Origin of the sequence: Dyella agri, assembly GCF_044904705.1 — a bacterium.
Taxonomy (GTDB): domain Bacteria; phylum Pseudomonadota; class Gammaproteobacteria; order Xanthomonadales; family Rhodanobacteraceae; genus Rhodanobacter_A; species Rhodanobacter_A agri.
On the sequence record NZ_JADIKL010000002.1, the window covers coordinates 231453 to 248266 of the forward strand.

7 protein-coding genes are annotated in these 16814 nt (G+C 66.3%); all 7 read left to right on the plus strand.

What is annotated here, in order from left to right:
* Nucleotides 1-517 precede the first annotated feature (517 nt).
* The 7 genes from ISP14_RS03660 to ISP14_RS03690 all read left to right on the plus strand — a co-directional run bounded on the left by ISP14_RS03660 (nt 518) and on the right by ISP14_RS03690 (nt 16718).
* Nucleotides 518-2476, plus strand: a complete 1959-nt coding sequence (locus ISP14_RS03660) for a serine hydrolase domain-containing protein (protein WP_404536344.1) — start codon at nt 518-520, stop codon at nt 2474-2476.
* Nucleotides 2477-2825: 349 nt separating this feature from the next.
* On the plus strand, nt 2826-5471 hold the full coding sequence (locus ISP14_RS03665; RefSeq protein WP_404537122.1) for a beta-mannosidase: 2646 nt from the start codon (nt 2826-2828) through the stop codon (nt 5469-5471).
* Nucleotides 5468-8062 carry a glycoside hydrolase family 3 protein gene (locus ISP14_RS03670; RefSeq protein WP_404536346.1) on the plus strand — a complete coding sequence of 865 codons (2595 nt, stop codon included), beginning with the start codon at nt 5468-5470 and terminating at the stop codon, nt 8060-8062. Before ISP14_RS03665 ends, ISP14_RS03670 begins: the two co-directional genes overlap by 4 nt.
* Entirely contained in the window at nt 8059-9498 is a 1440-nt protein-coding gene (locus ISP14_RS03675) for a glycoside hydrolase family 125 protein (RefSeq protein ID WP_404536348.1), read from the plus strand. Before ISP14_RS03670 ends, ISP14_RS03675 begins: the two co-directional genes overlap by 4 nt.
* A 37-nt stretch (nt 9499-9535) precedes the next feature.
* A complete protein-coding gene (locus ISP14_RS03680) occupies nt 9536-11986 on the plus strand; it encodes a GH92 family glycosyl hydrolase (protein ID WP_404536350.1) in 2451 nt (816 codons plus the stop codon).
* 3 nt (nt 11987-11989) lie between these two features.
* Entirely contained in the window at nt 11990-13357 is a 1368-nt protein-coding gene (locus ISP14_RS03685; protein ID WP_404536352.1) for an alpha-L-fucosidase, read from the plus strand.
* A 340-nt stretch (nt 13358-13697) separates the two neighbouring features.
* Nucleotides 13698-16718, plus strand: a complete 3021-nt coding sequence (locus ISP14_RS03690; protein ID WP_404536354.1) for a TonB-dependent receptor plug domain-containing protein — start codon at nt 13698-13700, stop codon at nt 16716-16718.
* Nucleotides 16719-16814: the final 96 nt, after the last annotated feature.

The following is a 16814-nucleotide window of genomic DNA, read 5'->3' on the forward strand; positions in this document are numbered from 1 at the left end:
GGTATCTGCACATCCCCCTGAGCTGCACGGCATCGCGAACTCCATCAATAAACGAAAGAATTGTCAGGCTGTTTGTTCGCCATTGAAGCATTATCGAAATAAAACGAAAACATCTGTGGCGAAATTCATGGATGGGCGCCCTTCGGGCAGATGCGTTCGCGATACGCCGGTCGGGTCGCTTTCCACGGACGTGCAGCAGGCCCGCCCCCATGACGCAAACGGCCGGCAATCGGATGTATGGCAATCGGATGCATGTCGATACGTGTGTCTACTCGGCCGCACCCAGCGATGCGCTCGATGTGTTGCGGGTCGCCGGGCGGCGCGGCGTTCGAGGTTCCGGCTGGCACCTCGCCATGGTTGATCGTCAAGGTGCTGTGGCGTCGCGGGCGATGGTGAGCCAGGAGGTTGCGCCGCCTCTACCGTGCCAACGGCGTTCGCCCGCGTGCCGTTGGCTGGATTTCACAAGCGGCATGGTCTGATGGGCGGCGCGATTTCCGCCACGGCCACGGATACCCCCATGAATCGTCCGCTCCGCCTGTTTCTCTGCCTGTTCCTGTCGATGCTCGCGACGGTGGCGGCGGCGCAGATCGAGATTCACCCGCTGGCGGAACACGCGCCACCCAAGCCGTCGCCGTTGGGCGCGCGCCAGCTCGGTGCAGACGATGCGGCGGCGTGGCTGGACGGCCTGATGCCGTACGGACTGAAGAAAAACGGCCTTGCCGCCGCGGTGGTGGTGATCGTGAAGGATGGCCAGGTGCTGCTGGCGAAGGGCTACGGCCATGCTGACGTGGCAGCAGGCAAGCCGGTCGATCCGGCTACCACGCTGTTCCGGGTGGGTTCGATCTCCAAGCTGTTCACCTGGACGGCGGTGATGCAGCTGGTGGAGCAGGGCAAGCTCGACCTCGATGCGGACGTGAACCGCTATCTCGATTTCAAGATACCGCCGCGCGACGGCAAGCCGGTGACGTTGCGCGAGCTGATGACGCACACGGCGGGTTTCGAGGAGACGATCAGAAACCTGTTCGCCAGCGATGCGCAGCACTATCTCGGCAACGCGGCGTGGGTGAAGGAGTGGGTGCCCGAACGCGTGTATCCACCAGGCGAGCTGCCTGCGTATTCCAACTACGGCGCGGCGCTGGCGGGCTACATCGTGCAGCGGGTGTCCGGTCAGCCGTTCGACGATTACGTCGAGCAGCACATCCTGCAGCCGCTGGGCATGCAGTACGCCAGTTTCCGCCAGCCGCTGCCACCGGCGTTGGCGCCGCATATGGCGTTGAGCTATGCGGACGCCGACACGCCCCGGCCGTTCGAGCTGGTGAATGCGGCGTCGGCCGGCGCGCTGTCGGCCAGCGGCGAGGCGATGGCGCGCTTCATGCTCGCGCAGCTGCAGGGCGGCAGCTACAACGGCGCGCAGATCCTCTCGCCCACCACGCTGCACCAGACGCAGGACTACAGCCGCGCCGCGGTACCCGGGCTGCGGGCGATGGCACTGGGCTGGTACCACATGGATCGCAACGGCCAGGTCATCCTCGGCCATGCCGGCGACACCCAGTGGTTCCACAGTGAGCTGGCACTGTTCCCGCAGCAAGGCGTGGGCGTGTTCGTCGCCATCGACGGCGACGACGACGGCGGCCTGCGCAAGCAGTTGCTGGACGGCTTCGCCGACCGCTATTTCCCGGCGCCGCCGGAAGTGCCGCAGCCCGCGCTGGCGAGTGCACGCAGCGATGGCGCCTTGTTGGTGGGGCGTTACGCCAGCAGTCGTACCTCGGTGTCGAACTTCATGGCGATGCTCGGCCTGTTCTCGCAGGTACGCATCGCGCAGGATCGCAACGGCGATCTGGTGACCCCGGATTTCCACGATCTCGCGGGCCGGCCGCAGCACTGGCGCGAGGTGGCGCCGTTCCAGTGGCGCGAGGTCGGCGGGCAGGACCGCCTGGGCGCGCTGGTCGAGCATGGCCAGGTGCGCTGGCTGTCGATCGATGCGGTGTCGCCGGTGATGGTGTTCCTGCCGGTGCCGGGCTGGCGCTCGGCGGCGTGGAACCTGCCGTTGCTGGCCGTGATCGTGCTGGTGCTCGCGCTGGCCGCGCTGCTGTGGCCGGTCGCCGCCCTGGTGCGGCGGGCCTGCGGCAAGCCGTTCGCACTGCCGGCCCGGGCGAGGCTCTGGTATCGGCTGAGCCGTGCGGCGGCGATCGTCCAGCTACTGTTCTATGCCGGCTGGCTCTGGGTGCTGCTGCGCCTGCAGGCGGACATTGCGAGCATGACCAGCGGCTTCGACGGCGTCCTGCGCCTGATCCAGTGGCTGGGCCTGCTGGCGGTGGCGGGCATCGCGGCAGCGGCGATGAACGCCTGGCATGCGTGGCGCGTTCCCGGCAGCTGGTGGCGCAAGCTCAACAGCCTCGCCCTGCTGCTGGCCTGCCTGACCACGCTGTGGTTCATCGGCAGCCTGCACCTGCTGGGCCTGCACCTGGACTATTGAGGCCGGTAGGGCGGCAGTTTGTGAGGAGTACGGTTTGGATCGGTTGAAGCCTGTTTCCCGGGACGGCTGATTCCGCGTTTTGCAGTGCGGCATGCACCCTGGCGGCATGGGTGATAGCTTGCGGATGGATCGATCTAAATCGATGGTGGCGCGCGACTGACCTGGCCTCTGAACGGCTGCGGGCAGCCGTCTGCGCGGCTGGCAAAGGTTCCGCCGAGACGAAACCTTTGCCAGCGCCATCGACCGACTGAGACGTGAGGGGAAGGGCGATGGTCAAGCGAAGGACAAGACACCGGCAGGTTTTGCGCGCATCGCGCACCGGTGGTGCAGCGTGAGCGCGCTGCCTGCCGTGACCAGACCGGATCGGAGCCACCGACTCCCCGCGCTGCTTTGCGCCCTGGCCCTGCTGCTGCCGGGCTGGAGCCGCGCCGAGGCGTTGCACACGCAGTCGCTCGATGCCGGCTGGCAATTCCGGCTCGCGCCCGGCGACAGCCATGTCCCGGCTCATCCGCGCGCCGCGCAATGGCTGCCCGCTACCGTGCCAGGCACGGCGCAGACCGACCTGCTGACTGCGAAGCTGGTAGCCGATCCGTTCTGGCGCGACAACGAAGCGAAGATCCAGTGGGTGGGCCTGTCCGACTGGCAGTACCGCAGCAGTTTCATCGTCGACGCAGCCACCTTGGCGCGCAACCATGTGGAGCTGGTGTTCGACGGTCTGGACAGCTTCGCCGACGTCACACTCAACGGCCACAAACTGCTGGCTGCCGACAATATGTTCCGCCGTTGGCGGGTGCCGGCGAAGGCGTGGCTGCACGCGGGGGCGAACACGCTGGAAGTCACGCTGCATTCGCCGATCGCACGCCTGCAGCCGTGGCTGCTGAAGCAGCCGTATGCCTTGCCGGGCGAGTTCGACTCGGCCTTCGGCGACGAGCCGGAGGGCAAGCAGACCGCGAACTACGTGCGCAAGGCCGCCTACCAGTACGGTTGGGATTGGGGCCCGCGCATCGTCACCGTGGGCATCTGGAAGGACGTGAAGCTGGAGAGCTGGGACGCGCTGCGCCTGGCCGGCTTCCATATCGCGCAGCCGAAGGTCACGGCAGACGTCGCGGAATTGCAGGCGCAGCTCGACATCCAGGCTGACGCCGCTGGTGCGGCCACGGCGACGCTGCGCTGGCGCGCGCCGGACGGCACCACGCAGTCGCTGCGGCGCGACATCGCGCTGCAAGCCGGCGACAACCACATCGACCTGCCCTTGCGCATCGACCACCCGCAACGCTGGTGGCCGGTGGGCTACGGTGCGCCGAACCTGTACGACTTCCATGTCGACGTCGCGCTGCACGGCGAGGTCGTGGCCGGCGCAGATCGCGAAACCGGCCTGCGCAGCGTCGAGTTGCGCCGGCAGAAGGACCAGTGGGGCAAGAGCTTCGAATTCGTGGTGAACGGCGTGCCCATCTTCGCCAAGGGCGCCAACGTGATTCCGATGGACAGCTTCCCGAACCGCGTCACCACGGCGCGCATCGACGCGATGCTGCAGTCCGCGCGCGACGCCAACATGAACATGCTGCGCATCTGGGGCGGCGGCTATTACCTGGAGGATGCGTTCTACGCCGAGGCCGACAAGCTAGGCCTGATGGTGTGGCAGGACTTCATGTTCGGCGGTGCGATCACGCCTTACGACAAGGCGTTCCGCGACAACGCGCGCATCGAGGCGACCGAGCAGGTGGATCGTCTGCGCGATCATCCGTCCATCGCCGTGTGGGTCGGCAACAACGAGGTCGAAACCGCTTGGGAGTCCTGGGACACCAGCCTGGACTTCCAGGCCAAGCAGGGGAAGGCCGAGAGTCAGCGCGTCGAGCAGGGCATGCGCGAGCTGTTCGACCACACGCTGCGCGACGTGGTCGCGTCGCGGTCGCCCGAAGTGCCGTACTGGCCGAGCACGCCAAGCAGCGACTACGACGGCAAGGCGAATGTGCTGGACAACGGCGACTACCACTACTGGAACGTCTGGTCGGGCAAGGCGCTGCCGGCCAGCGCGTATCTCGACGTCACGCCGCGTTTCCAGTCCGAATACGGCCTGCAGTCCTTCCCGGCGATGGCGACGCTGCGCAGCGTGCTCGATCCCTCCGACCTTTCCATCGACTCCCCGGTGCTGCGCGCGCACCAGAAATTCGACAAGGGCAAGGGCAACCAGCGTCTGCTGATGTACGTGGAGCGCGAGTACGGCAAGCCGAAGGACTTCGCCTCGCTGGTCTACCTGAGTCAGGTGATGCAGGCCGAGGGCATCCAGCTTGCCGCCGAACACCTGCGCGCCTCGCGGCCGCAGAGCATGGGCTCGATGTACTGGCAGCTCAACGACGTGTGGCCCGGCGCCACCTGGGCCAGCATCGACTACTACGGCCGCTGGAAGGCGCTGCAGTATCACGCGAAGCGTTTCTACGCGCCGCTGCGCGTGGTGGCGATCCGCAAGGGCGGCCATGCGCAGGTGTCGCTGGTATCCGACCGCACCGAGGCGTTCGACGCCGAACTGCGCGTGCGCGTGCTCGACATGGCTGGCAAGACGCTGTGGGAGCGCACGCAGCCCGCGCACGTGGCGGCGCTGGCCAGCACGCCGGCCGGCGATTACACCGACGCACAGCTGCTGCGTGGCGCCGATCCGCGCCACACGGTGGCCGTGTTCGAGCTGCTCGACCACGGCAAGTCGGTCTCGCGCCACCTGCTGTACTTCGACGATGCGAAGAATCTGGCGCTGCCCGACCCTGGCCTGAAGGCGGAGCTTTCCGCCGATGGCCACCGCCTGGTGGTGAGCGCGCAGCATCTCGCGCGCGAAGTGTGGGTGGATTTCGGCGATCTCGATGCGCGCCTGTCCGATAACGCTTTCGACCTGCTACCCGGCGAGTCGGTGACGTTGCATGTCGACAGCGCGGCCGATGCGGCGGCACTGCAGCATGCGCTGACGGTGCGCAGCCTGTATGGCGCTACGGTAGGTACGCCGTGACAAAAGGCCTCGCCAGCGCTGCGGCAATCGCATGGCTGCTGGCGGCGACGGGTGCCGTGGCACAAACGCAGGGCGCCGCGGCGCGCGCGTCGGCGCTGGTGGCGAAGATGGCGCTGGCGGAGAAAGTGTCCCAGCTGCAGAACGACGCGCCGGCGATCCCGCGCCTCGGCATACCGGCCTACGACTGGTGGAACGAGGGCTTGCACGGCCACGCGCGCGACGGCTACGCCACGGTGTTCCCGCAGGCGATCGGCCTGGCCGCAAGCTGGGATGCGCCTCTGTTGCAGGCGGTGGGGACGACGGTGTCGGTCGAGGCGCGTGCCCGCTTCAACGCGACTGGTGCAGGTCATGCGCACGCGCGCTACCAGGGCCTGAGCATCTGGTCGCCGAACATCAACATCGACCGTGACCCGCGCTGGGGCCGCGGCCAGGAAACCTACGGCGAGGACCCCTTCCTCACCGGCAGCCTCGCGGTGGCTTTCGTGCGCGGGGTCCAGGGCGACGATCCGCAGCACCCGCGTGCGATCGCCACGCCCAAGCACTTCGTGGCGCACAGCGGGCCGGAGACCGGACGCGACAGTTTCGACGCCAAGGTGTCGCCGCACGACCTGGAAGACACCTACCTGCCGGCGTTCCGCGCCGCTGTCGCCGAAGGCGGTGCTGGGTCGCTGATGTGCTCCTACAACGCGCTGGACGGCGTACCGATGTGCGCGAATGCGTCGCTGCTGGAAACGCGCCTGCGCAAGGACTGGGGCTTCCAGGGCTACGTGGTGTCCGACTGCGATGCGGTGGGCGATATTTCGTCCTTCCATCACTACAGGCCCGACGACACCCAGGCCGCCGTGGCCGCGCTGCGCGCCGGCACCGATCTCGACTGCGGGCACACCTACGCCAGCCTGGCGGCCGCGGTGCACCAGGGCGCGCTGCCCGAATCCGCGCTGGACGCCGCCCTGGTGCGCTTGTTCGCCGCGCGCTATCGCCTGGGCGAACTCGGTGGCGACGACACGTATGCCCGCCTCGGCGCGGACGACATCGACAACGACGCGCACCGCAAGCTTGCGCTGCGAGCCGCGCAGGAATCGCTGGTGCTGTTGAAGAACGCGCCCGGCACGCTGCCGCTGCGCGGCGGCCTGCGTCTTGCAGTCATCGGCCCCGACGCCGACACCTTGGAGACGCTGGAGGCGAACTATCACGGCACCGCGCGCGCACCGGTGACGCCGCTGCAAGGCCTGCGCACGCGTTTCGGCGCCGGCAGCGTGAGCTACGCGCAAGGCGCTCCGGTGGCCGCCGGCGTACCGGTGCCAGTGCCGGAAACCGCATTGCGCACATTGGATGGCGCGGTCGGCCTGCACGGCGCGTACTACGCGAATGCGGACTTCGCCGGTGCGGCCAGGCTCGCGCGCATTGATCGCATGATCGACTTCGATTGGGACCGCGCTGCGCCTGCCGACGGGCTGGATGCCGACCATTACGCCGTGCGCTGGAGCGGCGAATTGGTGCCGCCGGGAGCGGGCGACTACGTGCTGGCCGTGCACGTGGATCGCTGCTTCGACTGCGCCACCCACGACGCGGTGCGCCTGTTCGTGGACGGCAAGCCGGTGCTCGCGGACGACGGCGACGACACGCACGTGCAGGCGAAGCTGCACTTCGCCGACGACAAGCCACACGCACTGCGGGTGGAACTGGTGCACCGCAGCCGCGACGGCGGCGTGCGCCTGCAATGGCTGGCGCCGCCCGCGGCGCAACTGGCCGAGGCAGACCGTGCGATGCGCGCAGCGGATGCGGTGGTCGCCTTCGTCGGCCTGTCGCCCGACGTGGAAGGCGAGGCCTTGCAGGTCGAAGTGCCCGGCTTTGCGGGTGGCGATCGCACCACGCTCGACTTGCCGGCGCCGCAACGCGCGCTGCTGGAACGCGCCGCGGCATCCGGCAAGCCGCTGGTGGTGGTGCTGATGTCGGGCGGCGCGGTAGGCCTGGATTGGGCGAAGCAGCACGCCGACGCCATCCTCGCGGCCTGGTATCCGGGGCAGGCCGGCGGCACGGCGATTGCGCAGACATTGGCGGGCGACGTGAATCCGGGTGGACGGCTGCCGGTGACGTTCTACCGCTCGGCGCGCGACCTGCCGCCGTTCACCAGTTACGCGATGGCCGGGCGCACCTACCGTTATTTCCGCGGCACGCCGCTGTATCCGTTCGGTCACGGCCTGAGTTACACGCGTTTTACCTACGCCGCACCCAGCGTGTCGACGCGTGCATTGCGGGCCGGCGACACCTTGCAGGTGAGCGTCGAGCTGCGCAACGCCGGCGCGCGCGCGGGCGATGAGGTGGCGCAGGTGTATCTGGATGCGCCGCCATCGCCGTTGGCGCCAAGGCACACGCTGGTCGGTTTCCGGCGCGTGCATCTCGCGCCAGGCGAAAGCCGGCGCGTTAGCTTCGTGCTGTCGCCGCGGCAACTGAGCAGCGTGGACGCGGCGGGCAAGCGCGCCGTCGAACCCGGCCGCTACCTTGTGTTCATCGGCGGCGGCCAGCCTGGCGACGCCGCGGGTGTCGCCTCCACATTCACCATCGACGGCAAAGAGGTGTTGGCGCCATGAACATGGATAGGCTCTCGCGGCGCGACCTGCTCAAGCTGATCGGCGGCGGTGCCGTCGCGCTGGCCTTGCCCGGGTTCGCGGTGGCAGGTACGGCGTCGGCACGGCCCAGCCATCGCCCGGCGCCCGCCAAGCGCAAGTTCAGCAGCGCGGCGGTGGAGGCGGAGATCGCCCGCGTGCAGGCGAAGATCGGCGATCCCGAGCTGGCCTGGCTGTTCGGCAACTGCTACCCGAACACGCTGGACACCACCGTGCAAATGGGCACGCTGCGCGGCAAGCCGGATACCTTCATCGTTACCGGCGACATCGATGCGATGTGGCTGCGCGACTCCTCGGCGCAGGTGTGGCCCTACCTGCCGCTGGCGGCGCGGGACGAATCGCTGCGCCGGCTGTATCGCGGCCTGATCCATCGTCATGCGGCGTGCATCGCCATCGACCCGTATGCCAACGCCTTCCTTCCCGATCCGCAAGGGGGGACGACGCTGGCGTGGGCGCAGCACGACCTCACCGACATGAAGCCCGGCGTGGCCGAGCGCAAGTGGGAGATCGACTCGCTGTGCTGGACGATACGTATCGCCCACGGTTACTGGAAGGCTACCGGCGATCGCCTGCCGTTCGACGACGACTGGCGCGCCGCGATGCACCTGGTGCTGGCGACATTCCGCGCGCAGCAGCGTAAACATGGGCCGGGGCCGTACCACTTCCAGCGTGCTTCGGCCACGCCCACCGAGACGCAGCCGCTTGGCGGTTATGGCAATCCGGTCGATCCGGTGGGCTTGATCTGCTCGATGTTCCGGCCGTCGGACGATGCCTGCACCTATCCGCTGTTCGTGCCGGCCAATGCCTTTGCCGTGGTGTCGCTGCGGCAACTGGCCGAGATGTCGCGTTCGTTGCATGGTGATGCCGCGTTCGCTGCCGACTGCGAGGCGCTGGCTGCCGAGGTGCAGGCTGCGCTGGGACAGCATGCGGTGATGCACGAGGCCGGGGAAGACTTCTGGGCCTACGAGGTGGATGGCTACGGCAATCAGCTGTTCATGGACGACGCCAACGTGCCTAGCCTGCTGTCGCTGCCCTATCTGGGCTTCTGCGCGCGCGACGATGCGCGCTACCGGCGCACCCGCGCCCGCGCATGGGGCGAGCGCAATCCGTATTTCTTCCGCGGCAAGGCGGCGGAAGGCATCGGCGGCCCGCACGAGGGCCTGCGCATGATCTGGCCGATGTCGCTGATGGTGCGCGCGCGCACCAGCGACGACGCTGGCGAGATCCGCCAGTGCCTGCACTGGCTCAAGACCACCCATGCCGGTACCGGCTTCATGCACGAAGCCTTCGATCAGGACGATCCGGCGAAATTCACGCGGCCCTGGTTCGCCTGGGCCAACAGCTTGTTCGGCGAGCTGATCGTCGGGCTGGCCGACCATCACCCCGAACTGCTGCGCTGACAAGCGCATCTCCCTATCCCCGAAGGAGCCCGCGAACATGGTGACCCGTAGACGATTCCTGCAAGGCGCATCGGCATTGACCCTGCTTGGTGGTCTCGATGCGCGTGGCGCGCTGGCCGCGACACACAAGCACGGCGGTGCGGATGCGTTGTCGTTGTCGAGCTTGCCGAAAAACAACGTGTCGAAGTACGTCGACATCTTCGTCGGCACCGGCGGCCACGGCCACACCTATCCCGGCCCCACACTGCCGTGGGGCATGGTGCAGTTGTCGCCCGACACCAACAACTCCGGTTGGGATGCGTGCTCGGGCTACCACCAGGCCGATGGTTCGATCATGGGTTTCTCGCACACCCATCTCAGCGGCACCGGCGGCGCCGACATGATGGACGTGCTGGTGATGCCGGCGCAGGGCGAGGTGCTGCTCGATGCCGGCGATCGTGGCCTGCCCGATCAGCTGTACTACTCCAAGTTCGACGGCGCCGCGCATGGCCCGCACCTTACGGCGAGCGCGGTAGCGCATCCGGGCAAGGGCTATCGCTCAGCTTACGACAAGGGTTCGGAACGGGCGGTGCCGGGTTATTACCGCGTGCGCCTCACCAAGCACGACATCCTCGCCGAACTCACCGCGACCTTGCGCACCGGCCTGCACCGCTACACCTTCAACAAACATGGCCCCGGCCATCTGCTGGTCGATTTCGCACACGGTTACCGGGACAAGCCGGACGTTCCGTGCAAGGTCACCGACGCCGAGCTGCGCCTGATCGGCAACGACACCTTGGTCGGCGGCCGCCGTGTGCACGAATGGGCCGACGGCCGCTACATCTACTTCGCGATGAAGCTGTCGCGGCCGTTCTCGCATGCCGCGCTGTATTCGGACGACAAGCCGCTGCCTGCCGGCGCGACCGAGGCCAAGGGCAACAACCTCAAGGTCGCCCTGCATCTGGACGACGCCGCGAAAGCGCCCTTGCTGGTCAAGGTGGGACTCTCCGCCGTGGACATCGACGGTGCCCTGCGCAATCTCGAGGCGGAGCTGCCTGACTGGGATTTCGAGCGCGTGCAGCGCGCAGCCGCGCAGCAGTGGGAGCAGGAGCTCTCGCGCATCCGCATCGAAAGCGCGTCCAGCGTAGTGCTGAAGACGTTCTACAGCTCGCTTTACCACACGATGGTCGCGCCCACGCTGTTCAGCGACGTCGATGGCCGCTATCGCGGCATGGACCTCAAGGTGCACAGCTTGCCGCAGGGTCAGCACACCTACAGCACGTATTCGCTGTGGGATATCTACCGCGCGCTGCACCCGCTGTACACGCTGTTCCAGCCGGAACGCATCCCGGACTTTGCCAACGACCTGATCCGCCAGGCGAACGAAAGCCCGCAAGGCCCCACGGTGTGGCCGCTGCAAGGCGTGGAAACCGGCACCATGATCGGCTACCACTCCATCGTGCTGCTCGCCGAGGCGCAGGCCAAGGGCTACCCGGGGATCGATTTCGACAAGGCATGGCCGGTCTTCCGCAAGCGTGCCTTCGACGACGATTACCGTGGTCTGCCGGATTACCGCAGGCTTGGCTACATCCCTGCCGACAAGGAGTGGGAGTCGGTCAGCAAGGTGCTGGAGTACTCCTACGACGACTGGGCGATGGCGCGCCTTGCCGATGCCGTGGGGCAGCACGCGGATGCCGAGACGCTGCGCCAGCGCTCGCGCAACTACCGCAACGTGTTCGACACCAAGCTCACCTTCATGCGCCCGCGCGACAGCGCCGGCAAGTGGATCGAACCGTTCGATCCGCGCGAAATGGGGCACTTCAAGAAGTGGCGGGATTTCACCGAATCCAACCCGTGGGAAGCTACGTTCCTCAACCAGCACGACTTGTACGGCTACATGCCGATGTTCGGCGGCGTGGCGGCGTTCGAGCGCAAGCTGGACGAACTCTTCACCACCAGTTCCGAACTGCCTGCCGACGCGCCACCGGACATCGCCGGCATGGTCGGCCAGTACGCGCATGGCAACGAGCCCAGCCATCACGTGGCCTATCTCTACGCCTACACAGGTTCGCACTGGAAGACACAGTCGCGCGTGCGCATGCTGCTGGAAACCATGTACCCGCCGTTGCCTGACGGCATCGCCGGCAACGACGACTGCGGCCAGATGGCGGCGTGGTACGTGCTGGGCGCGCTGGGCCTGTACGCGGTGGATCCGGTGAGCGCCGAGTGGGTGTTCGGCAGCCCGCTGGTGGACCGCGGCGAGGTCGTGGTGGGAGAGGGCAAGAAGCTCGTCGTCGAGACCAGGGGCAATGGCCCGGGCAAGCCCTACATCCAGTCGGTGACGTGGAACGGCAAGCCGTGGTCGAAGAGCTGGATCAGCCATGCGGAAGTCGCCGGCGGCGGCACGCTGGTATTCGAGATGGGCGACAAGCCAAATAAGAAGTTCGGTGCCGCGATGGAAGACCGTCCGCCGTCGTTCGGCCGCCTGGCCGGCAAGGGCGAGGCCTGAGCGATGCGGCGCAAACTGCATAGCCTTGGCCTGCTGCTCGCCTGTGCCTGCGCCAGTCTCGCCACGTACGCAGCGACGCCGGTCGTCGCAGCGGCGCCTTCGCAAGCTGCGCCCACCGAGGCGCAGCGCATGCAGTGGTTCGCGGATGCGAAGTTCGGCATCTTCATCCACTACGGCATCTACGCGGTGGATGGCATCGACGAATCCTGGTCGTTCTTCGACGGCTACGTCAGCTACGACCACTACATGCAGCAGCTCAAGGGCTTCACTGCGGCGGACTATCATCCGCAGGCCTGGGCCGACCTGATCCGCGAGAGCGGCGCGCGCTATGCCGTGCTCACCGCCAAGCACCACGACGGCGTGGCGCTGTGGAACACCGCACAAGGCCTCAACGTGGTGAAGGACACGCCGGCGAAGCGCGACCTGGTCGGGCCGTTCGTGCAGGCGCTGCGCAAGGACGGCGTCAAGGTAGGCCTGTACTTCTCGCTGATCGACTGGTCGTATCCGGACTATCCGGGCTTCACCAAGACCGAGTCGCGCTACGACGCCAAGGCCGATCCCGCGCGCTGGAACCGCTTCGTGAAGTACTACCAGGGCCAGCTGAAGGATTTGTCGCAACGCTACAACCCCGATCTGTACTGGTTCGACGGCGACTGGGAGCACAGTGCCGAAGAGTGGCAGGCGAAGCGGGTGCGCGAGATGCTGCTGGCGCGTAACCCCATGGCCATCGTCAACTCGCGCCTCGCGGGCTACGGCGACTACGCCACGCCGGAGCAGGGCGTGCCGGTTACGCCACCGCCCCAGAAGTACTGGGAGCTGTGCATGACCATGAACAACTCCTGGGGCTGGCAGCCGAACGACACCCACTTCAAGAGCGCCAACCAGCTGATCCGCATCCTCACCGACACCATCGGCATGGGCGGCAACCTGCTACTGGACATCGGCCCGCGCGCCGACGGCACGATCCCGCAGCAGGAGGTCGACACGCTGAAGGAAATCGGCCGTTGGACGCACAAGCATGCGGAAGCGATCTACGGCAGCCAGGCCGGCATCCCCAAGGACTACTACGCCGGCTCCAGCACGCTGTCGAAGGACGGCACCACGCTGTACCTGTTCCTCGATGGCCGGCCGAACGGCCCGGTGCTGGTGAAGGGCTTGGTGAACCGCGTGCTGCACACGCGCGTGGTCGGCAACGGCACCACGCTGGATACCCAGGTGGTGGGCAAGCCCTACTGGAGCCAGGTGCCTGGCCTGCTCTACATCACCGTGCCGCCCGCCGTGCTGGACCCGGAAGTCACCGTGCTGGCGCTCACGCTGGATGGGCCGGTGAAGCTGTTCCATGACGAAGTGAAGCCGATCGAGAGCAACTGACGGCGCCCGATTCCCTGAGCGCGGGGGAGCCGCGCTGCAATGGCCATGTCGCCATATTGCAATGCGGCTTGCATCGTTTATGGGTGAGTGATAGTTTCAAATATGAATCGATCTAAATGACGGCACGGATTTCAGCCGGCGATGGATAGCAGGGGGAAAGCGACTTGGCAGGCGGGATTCCGCAGGCCGCGGAACCAGGATTTCCGCTGCGGTTTGACACGATTCAATTGAGTCGAGGCAACGAATAACGAATCAACCGAGGCTGCACGGGGACAGGGGTGTTCCGTCAGCTGATGCGGCAACGGCCAATACAACAAACATGTTTGAGGGAGGGGTTTCCATGCGTCATGCCATCGCACTGCGTCGCAACGCACTCGTGAGTGCGCTTTCCATCGCCCTGCTGTCGCCAGTGGTCGCCTACGGGCAGACCGCGACCGCATCGGGTGACAACCAGTCCAACGCCCAGCAGGCCACGTCGTCCAGCCAGCAGAAGGCCGTGAACCTGAAAACCGTCACGGTCACCGGCTCGATGATCCCGCGCGTGCAGATCGAGGGCGATGCGCCCGTGGTCACCATCACCGGCGCGCAGATCAAGCAGCAGGGCTTCACCACCATGTGGGAATTCCTGGACTCGCTGCCGCAGATGGGCCCGCAGGTGCAGGATTCCGCTTCGTGGGGTGCCACCGCGGTCAACGCGCGCCCGCTCAACCTGCGCGGCCTGGGTCCCGGCTTCAGCCTGTTGATGATCGACGGCGTCCGCGTGGTGGATTACCCGCAGCCGTTGTACGCGAAAAGCAACTTCCAGAACCCCAGCAACATCCCCACCGGCATGATCGATCGTGTCGAAATCCTCGCCTCCGGCGCCTCGTCGATCTACGGTTCGGACGCGGTGGCTGGCGTGGTCAACGTGATCCTGAAGAAGAACTATCAGGGTGACGAATTGCAGGTGACCGGCGGCGGCGCGCAGCACGGTGGCCGCGCCTATGGCGACGTCAACTTCTTCGGCGGCAAGTCCGGCGAAAACTGGCACATCCTCTACAACGTGGAGAAGTCCAACCGCTCGCCGATGTGGGGCATGGATCGTCCGTACCAGGATTCGGAATCCGATGCGGGTTATGGCTCCTGGAATCCGAATGCCCGCATGTTCGGTTACCCGGACAGCCCCGCGCTCTTCGCGGCGGACGCCAATGGCAATTACATCACGCCGGGTACGAGCAGCATCACGGGGCAGTACACGGGTGCCTGCGGCAACTTCAGCAACTCGCAGCTCTACCATGCGCACAGTGTCAGTACCAATGGCACCCAGGTCACCGGTGTGACCGACCTCGGCTACTACTGCAAGCAGCCCGCCTTGTTCCAGAACTGGGTGCTGACGGGGGGGAGCCGCAGTAACAATGGCTACGTGGCCGGCGAGTACGACTTCAAGAACGGCCTGCAACTCTACGGTTCGGCGGCCCTGTACGACTCGGTGGGCACTTCCAACACCCAGTTGTGGGGCATAGGAACGGGCGGGTTCTACGACCAGACCTCGGGGCAGGTCATCAGCAATGCCGCACGTCAGTTCACCGCGCAGGAAACGGGTACCTCGATGAATACCCATGACCGCGAGCAGAACTGGAATATCACCGCCGGTGTGCGCGGCACCATGTTCGACGGCAACTTCAACTGGGATTTGAGCCTCAACACCCAGAAGTACATCGTGCATGAGGACTACACGGCCTTCAATCAGCAGGCCGCGAACAATTTCTTCCTCGGCCCGCAACTGGGTACCAATGGTGGCATGCCCGTCTACGCGATGAACTGGCAGCAGTGGTGGAGTCCGATCACGCCGCAGCAGTACAGCCAGTTCTCGGTCAATGGACAGGACAGCGCGGCATCGTGGCTGGACCAGGCGCAGTTCCGCATCAACGGCGACCTGTTCAAGTTGCCGTGGGTGGACCAGTCGGTGGGCTGGGCGGCGGTGCTGGAAGCCGCGCACAACGGCTTCCAGCTTTCGCCCGACGCGCGCGCATCGAATTCGGCGACCTTCGTGAATCCGTTCTATTCGGACAACACCGGTGCCGGCAACCGCCAGCGCTACTCGCTGGGCACGGAGTTCCGCGTGCCGATCCTTGATTCGCTGACCTGGACCATCTCTGGCCGCCTGGACAAGTACAACGACCACAGCCGCGCCGACGTGGCCCGCACCTGGGGCACCGGTCTCGAGTGGCGTCCGATCGACAGCTTGCTGATCCGCGGCAGCTACGGCACCAACTTCAAGGCGCCGGACATGCAGGCGGTCTACCAGACCGGCTCCACCGTGCCGGTGGGCATCTATGCGGATAACCTGACCTGCATCAAGGCGCTTCAGGCAGGCGATACCAACAACACGTGGTGCAACCCCAACATCCAGCGTCCGCAGTCGCAGTACTACACGTCGCTGACGGGTGGCAACAAGTTGCTGCTGCCGGAAACCGGTCACTCCTGGACCTACGGTTTCGTGTGGCAGGTGCCGGGCGTCGAGGGCTTGTCGATATCCGCCGACTACTGGCACATGGGCGTGGACAACTCCATCCAGTACCTCGATAACGGCACGGTGCTGAAGGACGAGGCAGGTTGTCTTACCGGCTTGCAGGTCGTGGGCACCAGCACGCTGGAGCCATACACGGCGCATGATCCGGGTTCGGCGTATTGCCAGATGGTGATCGGCATGGTCCAGCGCAATGCGGACGGCACCATCAATACGGTGCACTCCGGCCCGATCAACGAGGCTTCGCTGTACGTGAGCGGCGTGGATGCCTCGCTGGACTACAAGTGGCGCAGCGAGAATTACGGCGACTTCACCACCAGCATCGTCTACACCGACAACCTCTCGTACAAGCAGCGCGTGCTGGCCTCCGATCCGCTGTTGAACACCCGCTACAACAACGCGGCGAGCAGGGTCACGTGGATGGGCACCTGGCACAAGGGTGACTGGAGCGCGTCGATCTCCGGCGTGCGTGTCGGCAGCGTGCGCGCCAACAACTACGGCGGCTGCAACGTGCTGGACAACGGCATCCAGCCGGGCATGGGCACGGCTACCGCGGCCGACGGCACCGTTTACAGCACCGGCGTCTGCACGGTGTCGTACAACGGCGGCACCCAGGTCGTGAACGACACCATGTACACGGGCCGTGTCCCGCCATGGATCACCTGGAACGGCTCGATCGGCTGGCAGATCAACCCGGAGACCAAGGTCACCTTCACGGTGTCCAACATCTTCGACAAGATGGGGGCGATCCCGTACTACTCCGGTGGCTTCGAGTTCGTGCCGACCAACCAGACCGCCGACGAGTACACCGGCCGCGAAATGTTCCTGTCGTTCGATTACAAGTTCGACTGATCCCTCTCAGGTTGAACTTGCCCCACGCCCCGGCTTCGGCCGGGGCGTTCTTTTTTGGGCTTCCGCGAAGGCGGTGCCTGCGATGCCGCGCCGACG